17 protein-coding genes are annotated in these 21,134 nt (G+C 61.5%); 4 read left to right on the top strand and 13 right to left on the bottom strand.

What is annotated here, in order from left to right:
• Positions 1-41 precede the first annotated feature (41 nt).
• Entirely contained in the window at positions 42-881 is an 840-nt protein-coding gene (locus tag ACQKP1_RS03925; RefSeq protein WP_427274264.1) for an ABC transporter permease, read from the bottom strand.
• An 11-nt stretch (positions 882-892) separates the two neighbouring features.
• A complete protein-coding gene (locus tag ACQKP1_RS03920) occupies positions 893-2,245 on the bottom strand; it encodes an LLM class flavin-dependent oxidoreductase (protein ID WP_427274263.1) in 1,353 nt (450 codons plus the stop codon).
• A 264-nt stretch (positions 2,246-2,509) separates the two neighbouring features.
• On the opposite strand from ACQKP1_RS03920, the gene ACQKP1_RS03915 reads away from it, so the two are divergent.
• Positions 2,510-2,956, top strand: a complete 447-nt coding sequence (locus ACQKP1_RS03915; RefSeq protein WP_102019265.1) for an Rrf2 family transcriptional regulator — start codon at positions 2,510-2,512, stop codon at positions 2,954-2,956.
• On the opposite strand, the gene ACQKP1_RS03910 is transcribed toward ACQKP1_RS03915, so the two are convergent.
• Both ACQKP1_RS03910 and ACQKP1_RS03905 read right to left on the bottom strand, forming a co-directional pair.
• Positions 2,932-3,810, bottom strand: coding sequence for a hypothetical protein (locus tag ACQKP1_RS03910; protein WP_427274262.1), 879 nt, complete (start codon positions 3,808-3,810; stop codon positions 2,932-2,934). The genes ACQKP1_RS03915 and ACQKP1_RS03910 overlap by 25 nt on opposite strands.
• Before the next feature lie 29 nt (positions 3,811-3,839).
• Positions 3,840-4,394, bottom strand: coding sequence for a flavin reductase family protein (locus tag ACQKP1_RS03905; protein ID WP_427274261.1), 555 nt, complete (start codon positions 4,392-4,394; stop codon positions 3,840-3,842).
• A 139-nt stretch (positions 4,395-4,533) separates the two neighbouring features.
• Between ACQKP1_RS03905 and ACQKP1_RS03900 the strand changes: the two genes are divergently transcribed.
• A complete protein-coding gene (locus tag ACQKP1_RS03900; RefSeq protein ID WP_427274260.1) occupies positions 4,534-5,994 on the top strand; it encodes an FAD/NAD(P)-binding protein in 1,461 nt (486 codons plus the stop codon).
• A gap of 610 nt (positions 5,995-6,604) precedes the next feature.
• Here the strand turns inward: ACQKP1_RS03900 and ACQKP1_RS03895 are convergent.
• From ACQKP1_RS03895 to kdpF, 6 genes are read right to left on the bottom strand one after another with little or no spacing between them, the layout of a single operon-like run.
• Positions 6,605-7,294, bottom strand: coding sequence for a response regulator (locus ACQKP1_RS03895; protein ID WP_427274259.1), 690 nt, complete (start codon positions 7,292-7,294; stop codon positions 6,605-6,607).
• Complete coding sequence (locus ACQKP1_RS03890; protein WP_427274258.1) at positions 7,291-9,981, bottom strand: ATP-binding protein; 2,691 nt, start codon at positions 9,979-9,981, stop codon at positions 7,291-7,293. Before ACQKP1_RS03890 ends, ACQKP1_RS03895 begins: the two co-directional genes overlap by 4 nt.
• A 14-nt stretch (positions 9,982-9,995) precedes the next feature.
• Positions 9,996-10,559, bottom strand: coding sequence for a potassium-transporting ATPase subunit KdpC (kdpC, locus tag ACQKP1_RS03885; RefSeq protein ID WP_427274257.1), 564 nt, complete (start codon positions 10,557-10,559; stop codon positions 9,996-9,998).
• A gap of 2 nt (positions 10,560-10,561) precedes the next feature.
• Positions 10,562-12,598 (bottom strand): potassium-transporting ATPase subunit KdpB, encoded by a 2,037-nt coding sequence (kdpB, locus tag ACQKP1_RS03880; protein ID WP_427274256.1) that lies wholly within the window; start codon positions 12,596-12,598, stop codon positions 10,562-10,564.
• A 10-nt stretch (positions 12,599-12,608) separates the two neighbouring features.
• Entirely contained in the window at positions 12,609-14,318 is a 1,710-nt protein-coding gene (gene kdpA, locus ACQKP1_RS03875) for a potassium-transporting ATPase subunit KdpA (RefSeq protein WP_427274255.1), read from the bottom strand.
• A gap of 14 nt (positions 14,319-14,332) precedes the next feature.
• The gene (kdpF, locus tag ACQKP1_RS03870) at positions 14,333-14,419 is read right to left on the bottom strand and encodes a K(+)-transporting ATPase subunit F (protein ID WP_113377767.1); all 87 of its coding nucleotides are present in this window, start codon (positions 14,417-14,419) and stop codon (positions 14,333-14,335) included.
• Positions 14,420-15,150: 731 nt separating this feature from the next.
• Here kdpF and ACQKP1_RS03865 point away from each other — a divergent pair.
• Positions 15,151-15,375 (top strand): helix-turn-helix domain-containing protein, encoded by a 225-nt coding sequence (locus ACQKP1_RS03865; protein WP_427274254.1) that lies wholly within the window; start codon positions 15,151-15,153, stop codon positions 15,373-15,375.
• Positions 15,372-16,634 (top strand): type II toxin-antitoxin system HipA family toxin, encoded by a 1,263-nt coding sequence (locus tag ACQKP1_RS03860; RefSeq protein WP_427274253.1) that lies wholly within the window; start codon positions 15,372-15,374, stop codon positions 16,632-16,634. Before ACQKP1_RS03865 ends, ACQKP1_RS03860 begins: the two co-directional genes overlap by 4 nt.
• A 332-nt stretch (positions 16,635-16,966) precedes the next feature.
• Here the strand turns inward: ACQKP1_RS03860 and ACQKP1_RS03855 are convergent, their stop codons facing one another.
• From ACQKP1_RS03855 to ACQKP1_RS03845, 3 genes are read right to left on the bottom strand one after another with little or no spacing between them, the layout of a single operon-like run.
• The gene (locus ACQKP1_RS03855) at positions 16,967-17,770 is read right to left on the bottom strand and encodes an inositol monophosphatase family protein (protein ID WP_427274252.1); all 804 of its coding nucleotides are present in this window, start codon (positions 17,768-17,770) and stop codon (positions 16,967-16,969) included.
• A 35-nt stretch (positions 17,771-17,805) separates the two neighbouring features.
• Positions 17,806-18,864, bottom strand: coding sequence for an ABC transporter ATP-binding protein (locus ACQKP1_RS03850; protein WP_427274251.1), 1,059 nt, complete (start codon positions 18,862-18,864; stop codon positions 17,806-17,808).
• The gene (locus ACQKP1_RS03845; RefSeq protein ID WP_427274250.1) at positions 18,861-21,092 is read right to left on the bottom strand and encodes an ABC transporter permease; all 2,232 of its coding nucleotides are present in this window, start codon (positions 21,090-21,092) and stop codon (positions 18,861-18,863) included. Before ACQKP1_RS03845 ends, ACQKP1_RS03850 begins: the two co-directional genes overlap by 4 nt.
• Positions 21,093-21,134 lie beyond the last annotated feature (42 nt).

Here is a 21,134-nt window from a genome sequence, read left to right as displayed (position 1 = left end):
TTCCTTTGATAAAGAGAATGGAGAGATGCGGCGATGTCTGGTCAGGCCCAGCGGCATAGTCGCCGCTGCAGAAGGACGAGAGCGGCATTGGCGGCGAGGCCGAGCAGTGCGAGAAGCAGGATGGCCGCAAACATCAGCGGGATCTGGAAGTTGTATTGGGCATTCATCACCTGGAAGCCGATGCCCTTGTTGGCGCCGATCATCTCGGCTGCAATGAGGAGCAGCAGCGCCGTGGTGGCGGAAAGGCGAAGGCCAACGAAAATCGCGGGCACCGAGGCGGGAAGCACGACCCGACGGAAGATCTGCAGAGAGCCAGCGCCATAAGTGCGAGCCATCTCGATAAGCTTCTTGTCGACCTCCTTCACCCCACCGATGGTCGACAGGAGGATCGGGAAGAGCGTCGCCCAGAAGATGACGAAGACCTTGGAAGCTTCGCCCAGACCGAGAAGCAGGATGAAGACCGGATAAAGGGCGAGCGCCGAGGTCTGGCGGAAGAACTGCAAGAGCGGATCGAGTGCCCGCTCGACAGCCCGCACCTGCCCCATGAAGAGGCCGAGCGGAATGCCAAGGCCGACGGCGGCAACAAAGGCGATGCCGGAGCGCTGCAGGCTGATCGCGATGTCATCGACAATGGCACCCGAAGAAAGCGCCTTCCACAAGGCGCCGATGATCTGATCGAGCGGCGGGAAGACGGATGCATTCACCCATCCGAGTTTCGACGAGGCCTGCCAGAGGATGAGGAAGGCGATCACGAGACCATAGCGGCCCAGGAGGGGCCCGATCGCTGCCGTTGCCTGAATAAGCCAGCGGGGTGCGGTGTCGACATTTGGGGAGAGATCGAGGCCATAAGCCCGTCCGTGATGGATGTCTTCGTAGGACATGGGGGACCTCCTCATTCGGCGGCCTGCACGACCTGATGGTCGGCGGCATAGCGGTTGATCGGAAACGGCAGGCCAAGGTTTTCGCGGAGCGTCCGGCCCTCATAGGCGGTGCGGAAGAGCCCGCGGCGTTGCAGCTCGGGGATGACGAGATCGACGAAGTCGTTGAGACCTGTCGGAAGCCAGGGCGGCAGGATGTTGAAGCCGTCAGCCGCTTCATTTTCGAACCATTGCTGCAGCGTATCAGCAATCTGCACGGGCGTTCCGACAATGGTGAAGTGACCGCGCGCCGAGGCGACCCACTGGTAGAGCTGGCGGATCGAGAAATTGTTCTCGTCGGCGATCTGGCGGATCAACGCCTGCCGGCTCTTCATGCCCTCAGTCGGGGGCGCGGGTGGCAGTGGATCGTCGAGATCGTAGCCCCTCAAGTCGAGCGTGCCACCTGTCAGGCCGTTGAGCAGGCCGATGCCGTCTTCCTCCAGGATCAGCGAGGTCAGGCGATCGTATTTCTCGCGCGCTTCTTCCTCTGTGCGACCGACGAAGGGCGAGACACCGGGCATGATCAGGATGTGGTCGGGGTTGCGCCCGAGGCCGCGAGCGCGGTTCTTGATGTCGCGGTAGAATTCCTGCGCGGTCTCGATGTGCTGGTGGGCAGTGAAGATCACCTCTGCCGTCGCTGCGGCCAGACCACGGCCGTCATCGGATTGGCCTGCCTGGACGATAACAGGATGCCCCTGGCGCGAGCGAGAGACGTTGAGCGGTCCCTTGACCTTGAAGTGCTCGCCCTTGTGAGCGGCATCATGCAGCTTGCCGGGATCGAAGAAGACACCCGTTTCCTTGTCGCGGATGAAGGCATCGTCCTCAAAACTGTCCCAGAGCTTCTTGACGACATCGACATGCTCGGCGGCGCGCTTGTAGCGGTCGGCATGCGGGAGTTGCTGTTCACGGTTGAAGTTCTGCGCCGTGGCATCGCCTGTCGTCGTCACGACGTTCCAGCCGGCCCTGCCGTCCGAGATGAGGTCAAGCGAGGCGAACTTGCGCGCCGTGTTGTAGGGCTCCTCATAGGTCGTCGAAGCCGTCGCGATGAAACCGAGATGGGTGGTGAAGGGAGCCAGCGCCGAAAATAGCGTCACGGGCTCGAAGCCGGCGACCCTTGCATTGCCGCCTTCCCGCGCGCCGCCGAACCCAACGGCGAGACCGTCGGCGAGGAAGTAGGCGTCGAACAACCCCCTCTCCGCAGTCAGAGCCAACTGCTTGTGAAACTCGAAACTGACGGCGCCATCCACCGGCTGATCCGGATGCCGCCAGGAGGCGATATGCTGTCCGCCACCGGGAAGAAATGCGCCTAATCTGATCTTACGTGTCATGGCTGGTCCTCTCTCACTCGATTATCGAATGAGGTCAGCCTACATTGTCTATAATTTATATAGAGAAATGGGATTGCAAAGATTCAGCCCCTCGGCGAATGGATTTTCGAATGTGACGCCGATCTGAGACATCTGCGACGCGGAAGCAAAAAGGCTGACGCACTTGGCCCACTCGATCCGGAATACGGCTTGAACGCTTACTTCATAAAAACTATGTACGATGAGCAAAATCAACCTTGAGGCCTTCGGCCGGATATCTCCACAATGCTCACCAACAAAGGCAAATACGGTCTGAAAGCGCTGGTCGACCTCGCGGGTCTGGAGCCGGGACAGACGGCGTTCGTTACCGACATCGCGACGCGAAACAATATTCCGAAGAAGTTCCTCGACACGATCCTGCTGGAGCTGCGCAACAACGGCTTCCTGCGCTCGAAGAAGGGGCCAAATGGCGGTTATGCGCTCTCAAAACCCGCAGATGAGATCATGATCGGCCAGGTCATCCGCGCCCTTGACGGGCCACTTGCCCCAATACGCTGCGCCAGTCGTACGGCATTCGAAGCCTGCGACGATTGCCGTGACCCAGCATCGTGCCAGATCCGGATTTCCATGACGCAGGTTCGCGATGCCATGGCCGCTGTTCTCGACACAATGACGCTCACGCAATTCGTAGCATCAGAACAGCCCGATCAGGATTTGATCGCGGGCGAGTGATCCATGGAACAGCGCGAACGCGCCGTGTCCAGTGCGAGGCAGAACCGATCGATCTGCGCTAAGTCGATTGGGGGATCGTCCACCTGAATGCCATCGATCAGGGAGGCGGCCTTCTGGATCATCGCGTCCAGAAGTTCGAGTTCGATTGAGACAGAAGGATCTGCCCCTGAGATCAGCGTCTTCGAGCCGACTTGCCCGCGGGTTACGGCAGCCATCAGAAAGGCCGCCATCAGTCGTGACAGACAGTCCGCATTCTCACCGAGGGAGAGAATGTAATCGGGATGGACGGTCAATTCCGATGACGAATCTTCGCCGCCCAATAACACGCGCTTGCTGTCCAGAATGGCGGCCATCGGTTCAGATCTGGCGCCAGACGCCCTTAAGATTTGCCAGTCCGCAGCACTGACCGCGAGGTCCGATCCAACATGCTCAAGGGCGAAAGCCAGACCCGACGGCACCAGCCTCGGTGACGGAACACCCTCGCGACGGGCGCTTAAGTCGAAGACATCGCCCAGCACAACGCGTCCGTAGATCGCCTTGCGCTGCTCTGCCGATCCGCTGGTGCGGACCAGTTCCAAGGCCACAAGGTGCCGGAGCAGTTTCTCCGCCGCCTCTGCATCCCAGATGGTCAGTCGGCTGACTGCCTCGGCGACGGTGAGGTTCGAGATGTCCGCTCCCCCGAAGCTCGCGGGAATGGACATGGCGAGAAGCCCGGTCGTGGGCAGATTGGAGGCCTGATCCGGATTGTGACCTGTCGCAGAGGGTCCCAAGCGATCGAGTGCGGCCAAGACATCGGCCTCCCGCGTCAAGGCAACCGGTACGGGTCGCAATCGATCGGCCGTCGATACCACCATCAAACAGACCTCCTCCACTCAAGCCAGAGTTACGTCACTGCGTGGTATTTGCCATTCTGATAGAGGAGCGAACTCCCACCGCTCAAGCGTATCGAAAGGACGCGACCGATCAAGATGACATGGCTATGTCGCTCGATCGCCTCCTCAACTTCGCAGTCGAGTGCTGCAACCGCATCTTCCAGCACTGGCGCTCCGCTGGCAAGCCTTGTCCATTCGGCTCCAACATAGCGCTCGGGGCCCTTCAATCCACCAATGCCCGCAAAGCGATTTGCAACATCCTGATGGGCTGCACCAATCACATTGACCGCGAAATGGCGGTAACGCTCAACGACGGGCCAAGTGGAGGACGATCTGTTGAGGGACACCAGCATACGCGGGGGATCGACGGACAATGCCGTCGCAGAGGTGACCGTGGCGCCAGAGCGCTCCGCACCTTCACCTGCCGTGATCACGCTGACACCGCCACCCAGCGTTCTCAAGGCCTCCTTCAAACCAGCCGCGTCGGCCGGTCGATCGGACACTGGGCGATCAGACAATGGGCGAAGGCGGGGCTCTCTGAATTCGCTAGCGACAAAAACGTTCATCTGACCTCTCCGTGCAGACTGCATATGAAGCATGGGTAACAGCCGCGGAACCGAAGCAGTAGACAAGCGTTTTTAATCTCCATATATTTTATAGAAAATATGCCCAGCTCTGCCCCCGCAAACCGGAAGGAAGACTGCCATGTTGAAGATCAGGATGTCGTCCCCGAGACTGCAGGCGCAAACGCCGCGCCCTGGCTCCCGCGTCGCAATCATGGGCGGCGGATATACGGGTGCGATCATTGCCAAACTTCTGGTGGAGCGCGGGGTTCGCGACATTGAAGAGGTGACCGTCTTCGAGCCCCGCGAGCAGCTCGGATGTGGCCTTGCCTATGATGTCAAGAACATCGATGTTCGCCTGAATGTCGCGGCACACAGAATGCGCGCCATCCCCGGCTCTCCGACAGCCTTCCTCGACTGGCTGCAGACCAGCGGAACGCTCACCGTCGATCCGGATGCCGTGACCCCGGAAGGCATCTTTGCTCGGCGCCGCGATTTCGGACGGTTCATGCAGGCGCAACTTGCGCCGCATCTGGACAGTGGCGCAATCCGACATATCCGCCAAGCCGTTCGGGTGGTGGAACGCCAGAGCGATCAGTGGCGGATCTCCGGGGCTGATGGCACCTCCGTCCTGGCCGACATTCTGATCCTTGCGACCGGGCACCCTCCTGCCTCTAGACCACCCGTCGTCGACAGGCTGAGCGCTTTGGCAACGAGCCGTGTCAAAGATATCCTTGCCGCTGATGCGTTCAACGAAATCGGAAAGTGCGATCCCGTCCTTATCGTCGGCTCCGGTCTCACCGCAATTGATGCCCTCTGCCGCCTGAAGGCCCTTGGCCACACCGGGACCGTCAGCCTACTCTCCCGCACAGGCCTTATGCCGCGAAAGCATGCTGGCGGTGGCTTTTCACCCTTTGGTGACTTCAGCAGCACCGACCTCACGTCGGCCAGAAAGCTTCTCTCGAAGGTGCGAGCGACGATCAGAGATGCGCAGGTGCATGGCATACCCTGGCAGTCCGTGTTCGATGCTCTGCGTCAGCATGCACCGTCATTCTGGCAAGCGCTGCCGATGCGCGAGCGACAAAAATTCCTGAGGCGCCTCCGCCGCTGGTATGATGTTCATCGGTACCGGATGCCACCCCAAGGGGCCGCCATCCTCGAACTGGGCATCGACACTGGTCGGGTCAGACTGGAAACGGGCGATCTCATGTCCATCAGGGACGACGGACAAGAGCTTCTTGCGGCGGTGGATACCCGCGAAGGAAAGACCGAGTTTCGCTGCCGCCACATCCTTCTGGCGACTGGCCCTGATTTCCAGGACTATGCGGCCCATCAGCGGTTTCTACTGAATATGCAAAGGGACGGCGTCATTCAGTCGGATCCGCTCGGTCTCGGCCTCGCCTGCGATATCGGGGGCCGCGCGATCACAGCGACCGGAACGCCCAATACCACTCTCTTCGTCGCCGGACCGCCCGCTCGCCCAGCATTCGGTGAGCTGACAGGCGTCCCGGAAATTGCCGCGCAAGCTGCGAGCTTGGTGGACCGGATCATCGGCTGTTGTGCCCGCGAGACGAGGACCATCGTCATTAGCCCCACGGTGTGAATGGCTGGCAACTAGCCTTGCCTAAGCCCGTAGCGAACAACCCCACACCTGCCATGGGACGAAGAAGGTCAGCAGGTTGGTGGCGGCGCTGCGCGCAAACTGGTACCCGTCCGGACCCCGTAACGGTCAGCCTTTACTTACGCTAATCACCTCATCCCAGGTCGCCAATATTAGCCGTCAGCAGCGCGTTCTTGAGCGGAAATTATTGCCGCTCTCCCGCCATGTTGACGTCGGCCCAAAGCCAGGGCACAAAGATGGCATCCACGGTCGCTCGCGACAGGAAAACAAAGGAAAATCAAAGGCGATTTTGTTAAGCCTTTGAAATCATGTGAGAATCCAGGTTCTCCAGGCAGGCCATTTTAGGTCGGTTTTCCGCACAAAATCATCGACTATTTCTCACAGAAAAAAGCGACGCCTTCTCAACAACTTGAGCAATCCTGGCTGCTGTTAGCCAGGGCATCCGTCGTACTGAAACGGGTCTCGAAAGAACTGGCTGGGGACCCGCAAATAGCGTCCGTATTCGGGGAGTGAAGAAACCGTCCCTGCTATGAAGCGGAGCAACAGGAACGGATACTCGTACGCGAGCTGAAGGAGCATCCTGCAGTAGGCTTCATTCCTGCTCGGCCATCCGATACCCTACGCCCGGTTCCGTGCGCACGATCCTTGGCTGCGTCGGATCGCGTTCGATTTTCTGGCGCAACTGGCCGATGAAGACGCGGAGGTAATGCAGGTCGTCGCCGTGTGCGGGTCCCCAGACGGTCGTCAACAAGGTGCGATGGGTCACGACCCGACCGGTATGACGGGCAAGCAGAAGGAGCAGGTCATATTCCTTCGGCGTCAAGTGCACGAGCTCGCCACCCCGCGAGACGAGCCGCTTGATCGGATCAATGGTCAGCCCGTCGACTTCCATCACCGTCGGAATGGCGTCGCGACGGCCACGATGGCGCAGTGCGGTGCGGATTCGCGCCGTCAACTCCCCAATGCCGAAGGGCTTCTCGACATAGTCGTCGGCACCGAGGTCGAGCGCCGCGATCTTCTCGCTTTCGCGGTCACGGGCCGAAAGAATGAGGATCGGGATGTCCGACCAGCCTCGGAGGCTGGCGATCACCTCCTTGCCGTCCATATCCGGCAGACCGAGATCGAGGATGACGAGATCGGGCGCCTGGGTGGCGACAGCCTTCAGCGCTTCGGCGCCCGTTCCGGCTTCGACGACCTCGTAGCCTGCGGCCGTCAGAGACGGTTTCAGGAAACGCTGGATCTGGGGCTCGTCATCGACGACCAGAATGCGGGACTGGTTCATTGGACATCGCCCCTTGGTTCATTGCTTCCGGGAAACCGCATAACGATGCGCGTGCCCCGCTTCTTGAGAGCCGGGCTCTCCGCATGGATCTTGCCGCCCATCGCCTCGACAAAGCCACGGGCGATGGAAAGGCCGAGCCCCGTGCCGGGAGCCCGTCCATCCGGCTTTCCCCTGCGATAGAATTTTTCGAAGATCCGGTCCAGATCCTCAGGCGGAATGCCCTTGCCGTGATCGGTGACCGAGATCAGCACATCCTTGCCGTCGCGGCGGGCGTAAACGTTGATCGGCTCGTCGCCGCCATATTTCACCGCATTGTCCAGAAGGTTGAACAGCACTTGACCGATCAGAACACTGTCACCCCGGATCAGGGGCAGGTCAGAGGCAATGCCCGTCTCGACGACACGTCCCGGCGCGTATTTGCGCGTCCGCTCGACAGCGGACTGCACCACGTCTGCGACATCCACCCAATCCTGTTTCGGCTTCAGCGTGCCCGCCTCGATGCGTGTCATGTCAAGCAAATTGGCGACGAAGCGGCTCATCCGACCGCTTTCCTCCTCGATCGACTGAAGAAGATCATCGCGGTTTTCAGGCGTCATGCGCTCACCGAGCTGACGTAAGCCGGTGACAGCACCGGTGATCGTCGCCAGCGGGGTTCGCAGGTCATGGGAGATGGAGGAGAGCAGCGCTTCCCGATAACGTTCACCCTCAAGCCTTGCCGCCTGCTCGACAGTCTCGTCGGCGAGGCGTGCCCGGTCGAGCGCAATCGCCGTCTGGTCGAGAATGGCTGTCAGCGCGCGTTCGGCGTTCAGGTCGAGCCGATCGCGCCTGTGCTCGATGCCGCAGACCCCGACGATGCCATGGGGTCCGAGCAGCGGGCGGAACTCGAAGCGGCTGTTCGGCAGCGTGCCCGTGCCGTGGCCGGCGGGCTCGCGCTTGTCATGGGACCAGCGAGCGGCGGTCATGTCCGTCACGTCGAGCTCGGCATCCGGCGGCCAGGCGGCGGCCACGCCGAGATCGCCCTTGCGCGGAACGAGCAGTACGACCTTGCGCTTGAGGCTCGCCTGCAATTGGGAGACAGCAAGCCAGATCGCGTCCTCGCCCTTTCCCGTGCTCGCGAGCTTTCGGGAGAAATCGTAGAGCGATTGCAGCGCAGTCGCGCGGATCCGGGCTACCTCGGCCTGTTCGCGAATCCGCGAGGCAAGGCCGCCTGCAATGATGGCCACGGCCAGAAAGACGAAGAGCGCGAAGACCTCGTGCGGCGCCGCGATGGTGAAGGTGTGGCGGGGATTGATGAAGAAGAAATTGTAGGAGAGCGCCGAGAGAAGTGCGGCCAGGAATGCCGAGGCGTAACCGCCAACCACCGAGGCTCCGAGGACGGCGAGCAGGAAAAGCAGGGATATGTTGGGCAGCACAACGAAGACGTCGATTGCCTTACCCAGCAGCGTGGTCACAGCGACGAAACCCAGTGCCGTCAGCGCCGATTGCCGAAGCACGGCACTCGGTGGCACGATCAGAGTCTTGCCTGCCCGCTCGACCGTTGGGCCGTCCGGCGTGACGATATGGATGCCGAGACCTGACGCCTCACGCGCCAGAGCATCCGGCAGTGACCGTGAGACGAGCTTTTGCCAGCGGCTGCGCTTGCGCGTGCCGATGACGATCTGGGTCGCATGCTCGCGCCGGGCGAGTTTCAGGATCTCCTCGACGAAATCATTGCCGATGACGCGGCGTGTTTCAGCGCCCAACTGTTCGGCAAGCCGGAAGAGCGTCTCTATCCTCTGCAGGCGTTCCGGCGTCTCGACTTCCCGGTCGGCCCGCTCGATCGAGATAACCAGCCAAGGTGCGTTGAGCCCTGAGGCGAGCCGGCTCGCAACGCGGACAACCTTCTCCGATAGCGGGTCGGAGCCGACGCAGACGATGAGGCGTTCGCCCGTGGCCCAGGGACCATCGATGGCGTTCTGCTTGAGATAGTCGACCATCTGATCGTCGACTCTGTCGGCGGTGCGACGCAGCGCCAGTTCGCGCAGCGCCGTCAGATTGCCGAGGCGGAAGAAGCGGTCGACAGCGCGGTTGGCGCTTTCGGGAAGATAGACCTTGCCCTCCTTCAGACGCTCGATCAGCTCGGATGGCGCAAGGTCCACGAGCAGAACTTCATCGGCGCGTTTGAGGACGACATCGGGCACCCGCTCGCGCACCGTGACACCGGTGATCTGGGCGACAAGATCGGCCAGGCTTTCGAGATGCTGAATGTTGAGCGCCGTCCAGACATCGATGCCTGATGATATCAGCTCCTCAATGTCCTGATGCCGCTTGGGGTGGCGGCTGTCCTCGGGGTTGGAATGGGCGAGCTCGTCGACGATGACGATGCGGGGACGCCGTTCAAGCGCCGCATCAAGGTCGAACTCCTCGAGCATCCGGTCACGATGAGCCACCCTGCGTCGAGGCAGGATCTCGAGACCGTCGAGTAGTGCTGCCGTCTCGCTGCGGCCATGGGTCTCGACCAGCCCGATGACGACGTCGATGCCGTCAGCCTTGAGGCGCCTGGCCCGTGAGAGCATCGCATAGGTCTTGCCGACGCCGGGTGCGGCACCCAGAAAAACGGTCAGCTTGCCCCGGCGGTCCTTATCCGCCAGGGCAAGCAATGCATCGGGATCGGGACGTCGGTCGTCCCTGCGGTCGTCATCCGCCATCTAGGTCTCACATATCAGAGTGCATCGAGCGCCAGGTTGAGCTCTAGCACATTGACCTTAGGTTCGCCGATAACGCCGAAGGCCGGATTTTCGGTGTGCTGCCCGACGAGCGAGGCGATGGCAGCCGGCGGTATTCCCCTCGCCTGCGCAACGCGCGCCACCTGAGCTTCCGCGAAGGCCGGCGAAATATGCGGGTCGAGACCGGAGCCGGAGGCAGTGACCGCATCAGCTGGGATAGGCTGCGCGATGCCGGTTTCGGTCAAACGGGCGACATCGGCTGTGACGCGCTCCTTCAATGTCGCCGAGGTCGTGCCGAGGTTCGAGCCGGACGAGGCTGTCGCATTGTAGGGGTCTGGCCCCGTCGCAGAGGGACGCGGCCAGAAATACCGGTCGGAGGTGAAGTTCTGGCCGATCAAGGCGGAGCCTACGACCGCGCCGTCGCGTTCGATCAGGCTGCCATTGGCTTGGGCCGGCATGACGGCCTGGGCAATGCCGTTAATCGCCAGTGGATAAGCGAGACCGGTGAGTGCGGTCATGGCGACAACGAGGGTGAGTGCGGGTCTGAGATGATTGATCATGATTACACCAGATGAAGAGCGCTGACGGCAAGGTCGATGACCTTGATGCCGGCAAAAGGCAGGATCAGGCCGCCGACGCCATAAACGAGCAGGTTGCGGCGCAGGAGTGCCGCTGCACCGGACGGACGGTAAGCCACGCCTTTCAATGCCAGCGGGATCAGCGCCACGATGATCAGCGCGTTGAAGATGACGGCAGACAGGATGGCCGACTGCGGCGATGTCAGCCCCATGATGTTGAGGGCTTCGAGCGCCGGATAGGTGGCGACGAACAGCGCCGGGATGATGGCGAAGTATTTGGCCACGTCGTTGGCGATCGAAAAGGTCGTCAAGGATCCACGCGTCATCAGGAGCTGCTTGCCGATTTCGACGATCTCGATGAGCTTGGTGGGGCTGGAATCGAGGTCCACCATGTTGGCGGCCTCGCGGGCGGCCTGGGTGCCGGTCTGCATGGCGACACCGACATCGGCCTGGGCGAGCGCCGGGGCGTCATTGGTGCCGTCGCCGCACATGGCGATCAGGCGGCCACCTTGCTGCTCGCGGCGGATATAGGCGAGCTTGTCCTCGGGGGTTGCCTGGGCGAGGAAATCGTCGACGCCGGCTTCGGAAGCAATGGCGGCTGCCGTCACCGGATTGTCTCCTGTGACCATGACAGTGCGGATGCCCATGGCGCGCAGTGCCGCGAAGCGTTCCTTGATGCCGGGTTTGACGACGTCCTTCAGGTGGATGACGCCGAGCAGGCGGTCGCCATCGGCAACACCGAGCGGCGTGCCGCCGGTGCGGGCAACCTGATCGACGGCGCGGCGGAATTCGGCCGGGGCATCCTGATCGGTGAGACCGGTGAACTTCAGCACCGCATCAACGGCACCTTTACGTAGTCGACGCTGACCGATGTCGACACCGGAGAGACGCGTTTCGGCGGTGAAGCCGATGACCGCGTCGAACACGGACTTTGGCATCGGCACGCCGAACTCACCGGTGGCGAGCGCCACGACCGAGCGTCCTTCCGGCGTTTCGTCCGATAGCGAGGCAATGAGGGCCGCTTCCGCGAGTTCGGCTGGTGTCACGCCTGGCGCAGCCAGAAAGTCGCTGGCCATGCGGTTGCCGAAGGTAATCGTGCCCGTCTTGTCGAGGAGCAGCGTGTCGACGTCGCCGGCGGCTTCGACCGCGCGGCCTGACGTGGCGATGACGTTGAAGCGGACCAGGCGGTCCATCCCCGCGATGCCGATGGCCGAGAGAAGGCCGCCGATCGTGGTCGGGATCAGGGTGACGAGCAGCGCTGCCAGCACCGTGACCGAGAGCACCGTGCCGGAATAGCCGGCAAGCCCCCAGATGGCGACGCAGACGAACAGGAAGATCAAGGTCAGGCCCGAAAGCAGGATCGAGAGTGCGATCTCGTTCGGCGTCTTCTGGCGCTGGGCGCCCTCGATCAGCGCGATCATGCGATCAACGAAGGAGGAGCCGGGCTGGACGGTGATCCTGATCTTGATCTCGTCGGAGAGCACCTGCGTGCCACCCGTGACGGCCGAACGGTCGCCACCGGATTCGCGGATGACGGGGGCGGATTCGCCGGTGATGGCGCTTTCGTTGACCGAGGCGACACCTTCGATCACCTCACCGTCGCCGGGGATGAGTTCACCGGCCGCCACCAGCACGACGTCGCCGACCTTGAGGCTGGAGGCCGGGATCGTTTCCGTCTTCCCGTTGCTGCCCAGCCGACGGGCGACGAGTTCGGACTTGGTCTTCTTCAGGCTGTCGGCCTGGGCGCGCCCACGGCCCTCGGCTACGGCTTCGGCGAAAGTGGCGAAGAGTACGGTGAACCAGAGCCAGGCGGCAATTTGGCCGGAGAAGCCGGCGTCGCCAGGATTGCTGGCGAGGTCGCGGAGGAAGAGGATCGTCACGACGACGGCGACAACTTCGGTCACGAAGATGACCGGGTTGCGCATGAGCTTGCGCGGATCGAGCTTGACGACGGCATCGCGCATCGCCGGAAACAGGATCGTCGGATCGAGAAAACTGGGTGCCTTATTGTCCTTGGACATGGGTGTTCCTTCAGAAGGTCTGGCCAGCGAGCATGACGAAATGTTCGACGATGGGGCCGAGCACCAGTGCGGGCAGGAATTGCAGGCCGCCGAGAATGAGGATGATGCCGATCAACAAGCCGACGAAGAGCGGACCGTCGGTCGGGAAGGTGCCGGCGGAGGTAGGTGACTTCACCTTGGCGACGAGCGATCCGGCGATTGCCATGACCGGCACGACATAGGCGAAGCGACCGAGCAGCATCGCGATCCCGAGCGTCGTGTTGTACCAGGGCGTATTGCCTGACAGACCGCCGAAGGCCGAGCCGTTGTTGCCGGCTGCCGAGGTATAGGCATAGAGGATTTCCGACAGGCCGTGCGGGCCTGATGTGCCGACGCTTGCCACCGCAAATGGCAGCATGGCAGAGACGGAAGTGAAGCCGAGAATGACCAGCGGCAGGATCAGCACGGCCAGCATCGCAAACTTCATCTCGCGGCCCTCGATCTTCTTGCCGAGGAATTCGGGCGTGCGCCCGACCATCAGGCCCGCGACGAAGACGGCGAGAATTGCGAAGACCAGCATGCCGTAAAGACCGGAGCCAACACCGCCCGGCAGCACTTCGCCGAGCTGAATGAGGAACATTGGCACCAGACCGCCCAAGCCCGTGAACGAGCCATGCATGCCATTGACGCCGCCATCCGAAAGGCCTGTCGTGACGGCCGCATAGAGGGCGGTCATGGCCTGGCCGAAGCGGATTTCCTTGCCTTCCATGTTGCCGAGCGCGGGGTCAACACCTAAAGCCGTCAGAATGGTGTTGCCCTGGGCTTCTGCCCAATAGGTCACGGCCACGCCTGCGATGAGCAGGATAGCCATGGCCGAGATCAGCGCCCAGCCCTGGCGGCGGTTGCCGACCATTTGGCCGAAGGTGTAGACCAGCGATGCCGAGATCGACAGCATGGCGAAGATGTTGAGATAGTTCGACCAGGCGGTCGGGTTCTCGAAGGGATGGGCTGCGTTGACATTGAAGAAGCCGCCGCCATTGGTGCCGAGCTGCTTGATCGCTTCCTGGGATGCGACGGGGCCAAGCGCAATCACCTGATTGGCGCCTTCGAGCGTCGTGGCGGTCACGGAACCTTGGAGCGTCTGCGGCAGACCGAGCGCCACGAAGGCAAGCGCGACGACGATCGCCATCGGCAGGAGCACATAAAGGGTCGCTCTGGTCACATCGACCCAGAAATTGCCGAGCGTAGAAACCTTTGAGCGGGCAAGCGCGCGGGTGACGGCGACGGCAATCGCCATGCCGGTGGCAGCGGACAGGAAGTTCTGCACCGTCAGCCCCGCCATCTGGCTGAAATGGCTGAGCGTGGTCTCGCCACCATAGTTTTGCCAGTTGGTGTTGGTAACGAAGGAGACGGCCGTGTTGAAGGCGAGATCCGACGGCATGCCGGCAAAGCCCTGCGGATTGAGCGGCAGATAGGCCTGCAGCCGCAGCATGGCATAGAGCGCGAGGAAGCCGGCGAGCGAAAAGGCAAGCATGGCAAGCGTGTAGCCGAGCCAGCTCTGCTCCTTCTCAAGCGTGATGCCGCTCACGCGGTAGAGGTCATGCTCGACGCGGCCGAGAATGTGCGAAAGAAAGGTCCGCTCACCGGAAAACACCCGTGCCATGTAGAGACCTAGTGGCTTGATGGCGATGAGAACGGCAAGGAAGAGAAGGCTGATCTGCAGCCATCCGACTGATGTCATGGAACTGCTCCCGATCAGAAACGCTCGGGACGCAGCAGCGTCACGACAAGATAGATGCCAAGCGCGATCGCGACGAAGAGGCCGAAGAGGGGTTCAAGCATCTGCGTGCCCTCACAGCCGGTCGAGCGCGCGGGCGTAAAAGGCGAGCACGAGAAGCGTGCCTGCGCCAAGCGCGATAAAGATGAGGTCGAACATGTCCGTTTCTCCTGTTGATACCGACACAGGATTAAGGCCGCTTCGGGTCAGGCTTCGATTGGGAAGACGTGTGAGGGGCGTAAAGAAAAGATAAGGATCCACCCGCAGGGCTGGCTGGAGGTCCATGACCGCTGGTGCTCAGAGCACGGGGCAGTCCGCCGTACCTCCGAGCGAGATGTCCGCTACCTCCGGCTTGGCGCTCTCGAGCGGAAATTATTGCCGCTCTCGCGCCATGTTGACGTCGACCCAAAGCCAGGGCACCAAGATGGCATCCACGTCGCTCGCGACAGAAAAACAAAAGGAAATCAAAGGCTATTTTGTTAAGCCTATGAAATCATGTGAGAATCCAGGCTCCCCAGCCAGCCTCTCTTTTCTGTTATTTTTCAGACACTTAGCGGACCGACGCAAAGGGCAACCGGAACAGTTTTCCGAACCACTTTTCCGGATCACACCGACCCGTGGCTGATGGCTGGTTGCCGTTCGTATCGACACCTCCCTGCCCGTAGTCCGTCATCAGTCCCGATCGGGTCGATTTGAGTTCGCGGCGAGCAGCTCAAGCCTCGATCATCCCGCTCGGTGCTTTTTCGTGCAATCACTCGACTATTGTGCTTCAATAATCCCGAAAGGGATGATTCACATGTCGACGATCTCTGACAGCGCAGCTCTCGGTCAGCTTATCCGCGCCGAGCGAAAGCGTCAGCAACTGACCCAGGAACAACTTGCCGGCGTCGCGGGCGTGGGCGTGCGGTTCGTGCGCGAGCTGGAGAGCGGCAAGGAAAGCTGTCGGGTCGGACTTGCTCTGACCGTCCTGCAGACGCTCGGCTTGACCTTGAGCATCACCACTCGCGGTGCCTCCTCATGAGCCGCGTGCTGGACGTCTATCTCAAGGATCGAAAGGCCGGCGAGCTCGTGCAGGACAGCGACGCCTCGCTCTCCTTCACCTATGACGGCGACTACCTCGCCAGTGAGCCAATCGCTTTGTCAGTCTCACTACCGGTGAGGGAAGAACCATTCACCGACCGGATTGCCCGCCCCTTCTTCTCGGGTCTCTTGCCTGATGAAGGCGCCAGGCGTCGATTGGCTGCAGCACTGGGCATATCCTCGGGTAACGCCTTCGGACTGCTTGAGGTTATAGGCGGGGAATGTGCGGGCGCCCTGTCACTCGTCCCGCCAGGACAGCTCCCGCCGGCCTCGACGACAGACGATGCCGAAGCACTCGATGAGAAGCGCCTGGAAGAGATCCTCTCCCTGCTCAGACAGAGGCCCTTGCTCGGCGGGGAAGCGGACGTGCGCCTTTCGCTTGCCGGCGCTCAGGACAAGCTGGCTGTCACCGTTCTCAACGGTCAGATATTGCTGCCGCGAGGCGGGCGCCCGACGACGCATATCCTGAAACCGTTCATCGAGGGCCTCGACGGCACCGTGGAGAACGAAGTGTTCTGCATGAGCCTGGGACGTCGTCTCGGCCTCGATGTCCCCGCTGTGTCGAAGGCCGCAGCCGGCAAGGTCGATTACTTCCTGGTCGAGCGCTACGATCGGCTGACGCTTGAAGACGGGCGGATCGAGCGGCTGCACCAGGAAGACTTCTGCCAGGCGCTGAGCGTGCCTCCGGAGCTCAAGTATGAGGAAGAGGGTGGCCCCGGCATCAGTCAGTGCCTCCAGCTGATCCGACAGACGACGGCCAGGCCCGCGGCCGAGACATTGCGCTTCCAGCGAATGCTGATGTTCCACTACCTGATTGGCAATGCCGACGCCCATGCCAAGAATTATGCCCTGCTCTATCGTGGGAAGGCGCCGGACCTGGCACCGATGTATGACGCTATTTGCACGGCTGCCTATCCACGACTGTCAAAGAAGATGGCGATGGCTCTCGGCGGCAGGTCACTGCCGGATACGATCCAGATGGAACACTGGGCATCGCTCGTGCCGTCCAACAAGGCTGCAACGCGTATGCTGGCCGGCGAATTGGTCCGCATGGCAGACGCGATCGGGCCGGAAGCCGATGCGCTGATGGAAGAGATGTCCGAGAATGGCACTGACCACCCGATCTTGAAGACCGTCCGAAAGATCATCGACACCAGATGCGCCCTGGTCAGAAGGGCGCTGGAGAAGCCTAGCCTGTAGGTGCCAGAGCTGACTCGCAGGAAGGACGACCTACTGCTCGACGTCCGTGTTGTTCACCGGATCCTGGGCAGCGCCCTCATCAGCCTCGGACTGCCTGAGCGCTTCCATGAGTTCCCCATGGCGCTCATATTCTCTGGTCACGAGGTCACCAGCGTCCAGCGGCTTGTAACCTGGCCTCGCTCGCCGAATGTGCTTCTCGCTGTTGTCGATCATCTTAGGAGCAAGCGTATGGGAGTAGCTTCGTCCCGTCTGCGCAGCTCAGCCTATCATATTCCTCAACGTGGTCAGCCGCCCCACGGCGTGGAACGGCAGGTCATCGGGCCCCGCAGGCGTCAAAGATTGCCAAGGTGAAGCTGCATCAGTTCATCAAAGCAGGACTGGTTTGCGGCAAGAACCGGATGCCCATTCAGGAACTCGGGACCACTTCCCGGGAAATGAAGGTTCTTGCCGCCGGCTTCGCGGACAAGGCAGAAACCGGCCATGCAATCCCAGGCACGCATATGTGGTTCGTAATACCCCACCAAGCGACCGGCTGCGACATAGGCCAGCATCAGCGCCCCGGAACCATTGCGGATAAAGTTTCCGCCCTGCGCCATGAGGCCGGCGATGATCGCACCGACGCGTTCGGGGGTGACGTAATTGTTGCAGCCTATCCCGGTCAGCGCATTCTGCAGATTGCGGCTGGGATCAAGGCGCAACGACTTGTCATTCAGGGTCGCGCCGTAACCGAACGCGGCGGCGTAAAGCTCATCCGAGCAGGGCACATGGATCACGCCCACGACCGGCTCCCCATCCCGGACGATCGCGACAGAGACACACCAGGTCGGCATGCCGTTGACAAAAGGAGCTGTGCCATCGATCGGGTCGACGACCCAGGTAAAGCCGGAGCTCCCCTCGTCATGGCCGAACTCCTCGCCCAAGAACCCGTCATTGGCGTAGATCTCGGCAACACGCTCCTTGAGGAAGGTTTCGACGTTGCGGTCGGCGATCGACACCACATCCTGCAGGTCGCGCTTCGTCTCGATCACCAGCGTGTCGCGCCGATTGAAATAGTCGAGCGCCATGGCGCCCGCTTCGGCGGCAAGCGTCTTGGCCAGCGCAAAACGCGCCGCGAGTGCCGTATCATTCACTGTCATTCTCTTCTTCCTTGGTCTTCTCTCAAAAAAATTCATCAGCCGCTGATGACGGCAATGCCACGGTTCTTGAACGCGAGTGTGACATCACTGGTGGCGGCATGGGCATGGTCCACATCGTGATCGATGACGAAGAGTGTGCCGACATCGGTCTCGACCTCATATTCGACATGACCGCCGAGATAGGCGGAGTGCAGGACGCGGCCCCGCAGCCCCTCCGCGCCGGCTGCACCGATCCTGATCGCACCAGGTCGGACTGCAAGCTTGGCCGGACCCCGACCCGCGCTGGAACGGAGGCGATGCTCAAGATTGTTGACCCGCACCAGCACCTCGCCGGCATCGGATTTGACAACCTCACAGGGCAGCACGTTGGCCTCCCCCATGAAGTCGGCGATGAAGGGCGAGGCCGGCGCTTCGTAGAGTTCGCGGGGCGCCCCGGACTGGGCGATTTCCCCGTCCTTCATCACGATGATCGTGTCGGAGACGGCAAGCGCCTCGTCTTGGTCATGGGTGACATAGACGGCGGTGAAACCCAGACGCTGCTGGAGATCGCGGATTTCCGTACGGACCCGGCGCCTCAAGCGCGCGTCGAGATTGGAGAGCGGCTCGTCGAGAAGCAGGACCTGCGGCTCCAACACCAGGGCACGGGCGACGGCGACGCGCTGCTGCTGGCCGCCCGAAAGCTCGGCCGGCAGGCGATGGCCCATACCGGCGAGGCCGACAAGCTTCAGTCCCTCCTCTGCCTTCTCGCGCGCCTCCTTCTTGCCAAGGCCTGATGACTGTAAGCCATAGGCGACGTTTTCGAGCGAGGTCATGTGCGGAAAGAGTGCATAGGACTGGAAAACCATCGACACGTCGCGTTCGTTGGCCGGCAGCATGGTCACATCCTTGCCGCCGATCAGGATCTTGCCGGAGGTTGGGTGTTCGAGGCCCGCCAGCATGCGCAGTGTCGTCGTCTTGCCGCAGCCGGAGGGTCCGAGCAGGGTGACCAGCGTGCCCGGTTCAATGGTGAATGACAGATCGTGGATGGCGGTGAAGGCACCGAAGGTCTTGCGGACATTCTGAAAGGTGACGGATCCGGCTTTGACATTGATCATGCGGTTTTCTCCTGACCAAGAGGAACGGGATTTTTGTTACCTAGACCGGCAACACGATTTTCGCGGCGCAGCTTTCGTTCGCCGACGAGGAGCTGAAAACCGGCGATGACGGTGATCATTACGACGATCAGCATGGAGGAATAGGCGATCGCCACGCCGTATTCGCCGTTTTCGACCAGACCGACGATGTAGGATGTCGCCATGTTGTGTTCGGCGCTGACGAGGAAGATAACAGCGCTGATAGACGTGATGGCGCGGACGAAGGAATAGACCAGGGCTGCCGTGATGGCGGGGCGCAGCAACGGCAGGATGATCTTGCGGACCGTGCGGAAACTGTTCGCCCGGAGCGTCAAGGAGGCTTCGTCCAGGCTCTTGTCGAGCTGGCTCATCGCCGCGATCCCGCCGCGCACGCCAACCGGCATGTTGCGGAAGACGAAGCAGGCAATCAGGATCAGGGCAGACCCCGTCATTTCAAGCGGCGGCAGGTTGAAGGCCATGATGTAGCTGACGCCGATGACCGTGCCGGGAATGGCAAAGCTCATCATCAGGGCGAACTCGAAGAGGTTCCGGCCGGCGAACTTCTGCCGGACGATGATGTAGGCGGTCAGCAAACCGACGGCAGCCGTCAGCGGTGCGGAGATGAGCGAGATCTCCATGGTGGTCCAGAAGGAGTTCCAGGCAACCCCGGTCCAAGCAATCGCGCCGTTCTCGATGCTCACCGAAAACGCACGAGCATAGTGATTGAGCGTCAGTGTGTTATCGAGACCCCAGGTGGTGACGAAGCCACCGACGAGGATCATGCCATAGACGACGACGGTGAAGATCATCCAGGGAATGACGAGGGCATGCACACCAATCGAGATGCCACGCGGCAGCGCGATATGGGCGCCGCTGTCTCCCTTGCCGGTGACGGTCGCGAAATTCTTTCCCGACAGCCAGAGGCGCTGGGCAAGAAAAGCCGATAGCGTGAAGAAGAGGAGGACGAGCGCCAGGACGGCCGCCCGGGACGGATCGTTCTGCGAGCCGACGACGGCAAAGAAGATTTCGGTCGAGAGGACGCCATTACTTCCACCGAGGACCAGCGGATTGCCGAAGTCGGCCATGCTTTCGATAAAGCCGATCAGAAAGGCATTGGCGAGGCCAGGCTTCATCAGGGGCAGCGAAACACGCCAGAAGGTGCGCCAGCGATCCGCACGCAGAGTCTGGGATGCCTCCTCCATCGACGGGCTGACGCCCTCGACGACACCGATCAGAACCAGGAAGGAGATTGGGGTGAAGGACAGGACCTGAGCGATCCAGATGCCGGTCAGACCATAAAGCCAGCGGCCAGGTTCAATCCCAAACAAGCTCGACAGGGTCTCGGTGACCACACCGGCGCGGCCGAAGAGCAGGACGAGTGCAAGGCCGATGACGAAGGGCGGCGTGATGATCGGCAGGACGGTCAGCAGCCGCAGTCCCTTCTTGAAGGGGAATCGGGTGCGGGTGGCGACGAGCGCAAAGGCGAGGCCGAGAAGCGTCGAGGCGGAGGCCGTCATGATGGCTAGGGTAAAGGTGCGCCAGGCAACGCCGCAGCGTCCTTCACCGATCACACAGCTTAGGCTCCAGATGCCTGGATCCTGCAAATTCTTGATGAACCCGTCGGGCTTGAAGGAGCCATCGAAATCCTGGACGGCCGCAACCAGCATGCTGCCGATCGGATAGAAGACGAAGACGAAGACCAGGAATACCAGGAGTGAGATCGACCCGACGACGAAGGCGTCGCCTTTCATCACGCCGCGTTCGACAAGACCTAAGGCGAACATGAGCACGAAGACGATCGCCATGGAGACGGCACCGGCACCCATCGAAGGTTGCCCATCAGAGAGTGGCCCAAAAAGGGATTCGCTGATCCCCCAGGTCCATCCGGAAAACCCGACCGCAAGTCCCTGAAGGCAGAGATAGACGAGACCCGCTGCACCTGCTGCCGCGAAGAACGCACCGCGGCGCATTGGGTCAGCGATGAAACGCGAGCCAAGGCCGAGACCGAAGAAGATAACGACACCGAACAACCAGAGGCGACTATAGCCCAGCAATTGCAGCAGGCCTGGCGCCGTCTCCTCAGAAAAGGGAAAATTGCCAAGCCAGTTCAGGCCGAAAAAGCCGGACTCCAGCCGATACCAGGGAAGCAGAATGAAGGACGCGGCCCCGAAGGCGAGCAACAGGTCCAGTCTGCGGTTGCCATATCTCATGGTCGACCTCATTCGTAAATCTAGCAAAGGTGAGAGGGGCCG

Origin of the sequence: Allorhizobium sp. NPDC080224, from assembly GCF_050281005.1 — a bacterium.
Taxonomy (GTDB): domain Bacteria; phylum Pseudomonadota; class Alphaproteobacteria; order Rhizobiales; family Rhizobiaceae; genus Allorhizobium.
The sequence above is the reverse complement of the archived record's forward strand: the minus strand, read 5'-3'. Positions and strand labels throughout refer to the sequence as shown.

Excerpts from the sequence above, each read along its gene's own strand:
- ACQKP1_RS03925 (WP_427274264.1), bottom strand. The coding sequence starts at position 881 with ATGTCCTACGAAGACATCCATCACGGACGGGCTTATGGCCTCGATCTC.
- ACQKP1_RS03920 (WP_427274263.1), bottom strand. The coding sequence starts at position 2,245 with ATGACACGTAAGATCAGATTAGGCGCATTTCTTCCCGGTGGCGGACAG.
- ACQKP1_RS03915 (WP_102019265.1), top strand. The coding sequence starts at position 2,510 with ATGCTCACCAACAAAGGCAAATACGGTCTGAAAGCGCTGGTCGACCTC.
- ACQKP1_RS03910 (WP_427274262.1), bottom strand. The coding sequence starts at position 3,810 with ATGGTGGTATCGACGGCCGATCGATTGCGACCCGTACCGGTTGCCTTG.
- ACQKP1_RS03905 (WP_427274261.1), bottom strand. The coding sequence starts at position 4,394 with ATGAACGTTTTTGTCGCTAGCGAATTCAGAGAGCCCCGCCTTCGCCCA.
- ACQKP1_RS03900 (WP_427274260.1), top strand. The coding sequence starts at position 4,534 with ATGTTGAAGATCAGGATGTCGTCCCCGAGACTGCAGGCGCAAACGCCG.
- ACQKP1_RS03895 (WP_427274259.1), bottom strand. The coding sequence starts at position 7,294 with ATGAACCAGTCCCGCATTCTGGTCGTCGATGACGAGCCCCAGATCCAG.
- ACQKP1_RS03890 (WP_427274258.1), bottom strand. The coding sequence starts at position 9,981 with ATGGCGGATGACGACCGCAGGGACGACCGACGTCCCGATCCCGATGCA.
- kdpC (WP_427274257.1), bottom strand. The coding sequence starts at position 10,559 with ATGATCAATCATCTCAGACCCGCACTCACCCTCGTTGTCGCCATGACC.
- kdpB (WP_427274256.1), bottom strand. The coding sequence starts at position 12,598 with ATGTCCAAGGACAATAAGGCACCCAGTTTTCTCGATCCGACGATCCTG.
- kdpA (WP_427274255.1), bottom strand. The coding sequence starts at position 14,318 with ATGACATCAGTCGGATGGCTGCAGATCAGCCTTCTCTTCCTTGCCGTT.
- kdpF (WP_113377767.1), bottom strand. The coding sequence starts at position 14,419 with ATGCTTGAACCCCTCTTCGGCCTCTTCGTCGCGATCGCGCTTGGCATC.
- ACQKP1_RS03865 (WP_427274254.1), top strand. The coding sequence starts at position 15,151 with ATGTCGACGATCTCTGACAGCGCAGCTCTCGGTCAGCTTATCCGCGCC.
- ACQKP1_RS03860 (WP_427274253.1), top strand. The coding sequence starts at position 15,372 with ATGAGCCGCGTGCTGGACGTCTATCTCAAGGATCGAAAGGCCGGCGAG.
- ACQKP1_RS03855 (WP_427274252.1), bottom strand. The coding sequence starts at position 17,770 with ATGACAGTGAATGATACGGCACTCGCGGCGCGTTTTGCGCTGGCCAAG.
- ACQKP1_RS03850 (WP_427274251.1), bottom strand. The coding sequence starts at position 18,864 with ATGATCAATGTCAAAGCCGGATCCGTCACCTTTCAGAATGTCCGCAAG.
- ACQKP1_RS03845 (WP_427274250.1), bottom strand. The coding sequence starts at position 21,092 with ATGAGATATGGCAACCGCAGACTGGACCTGTTGCTCGCCTTCGGGGCC.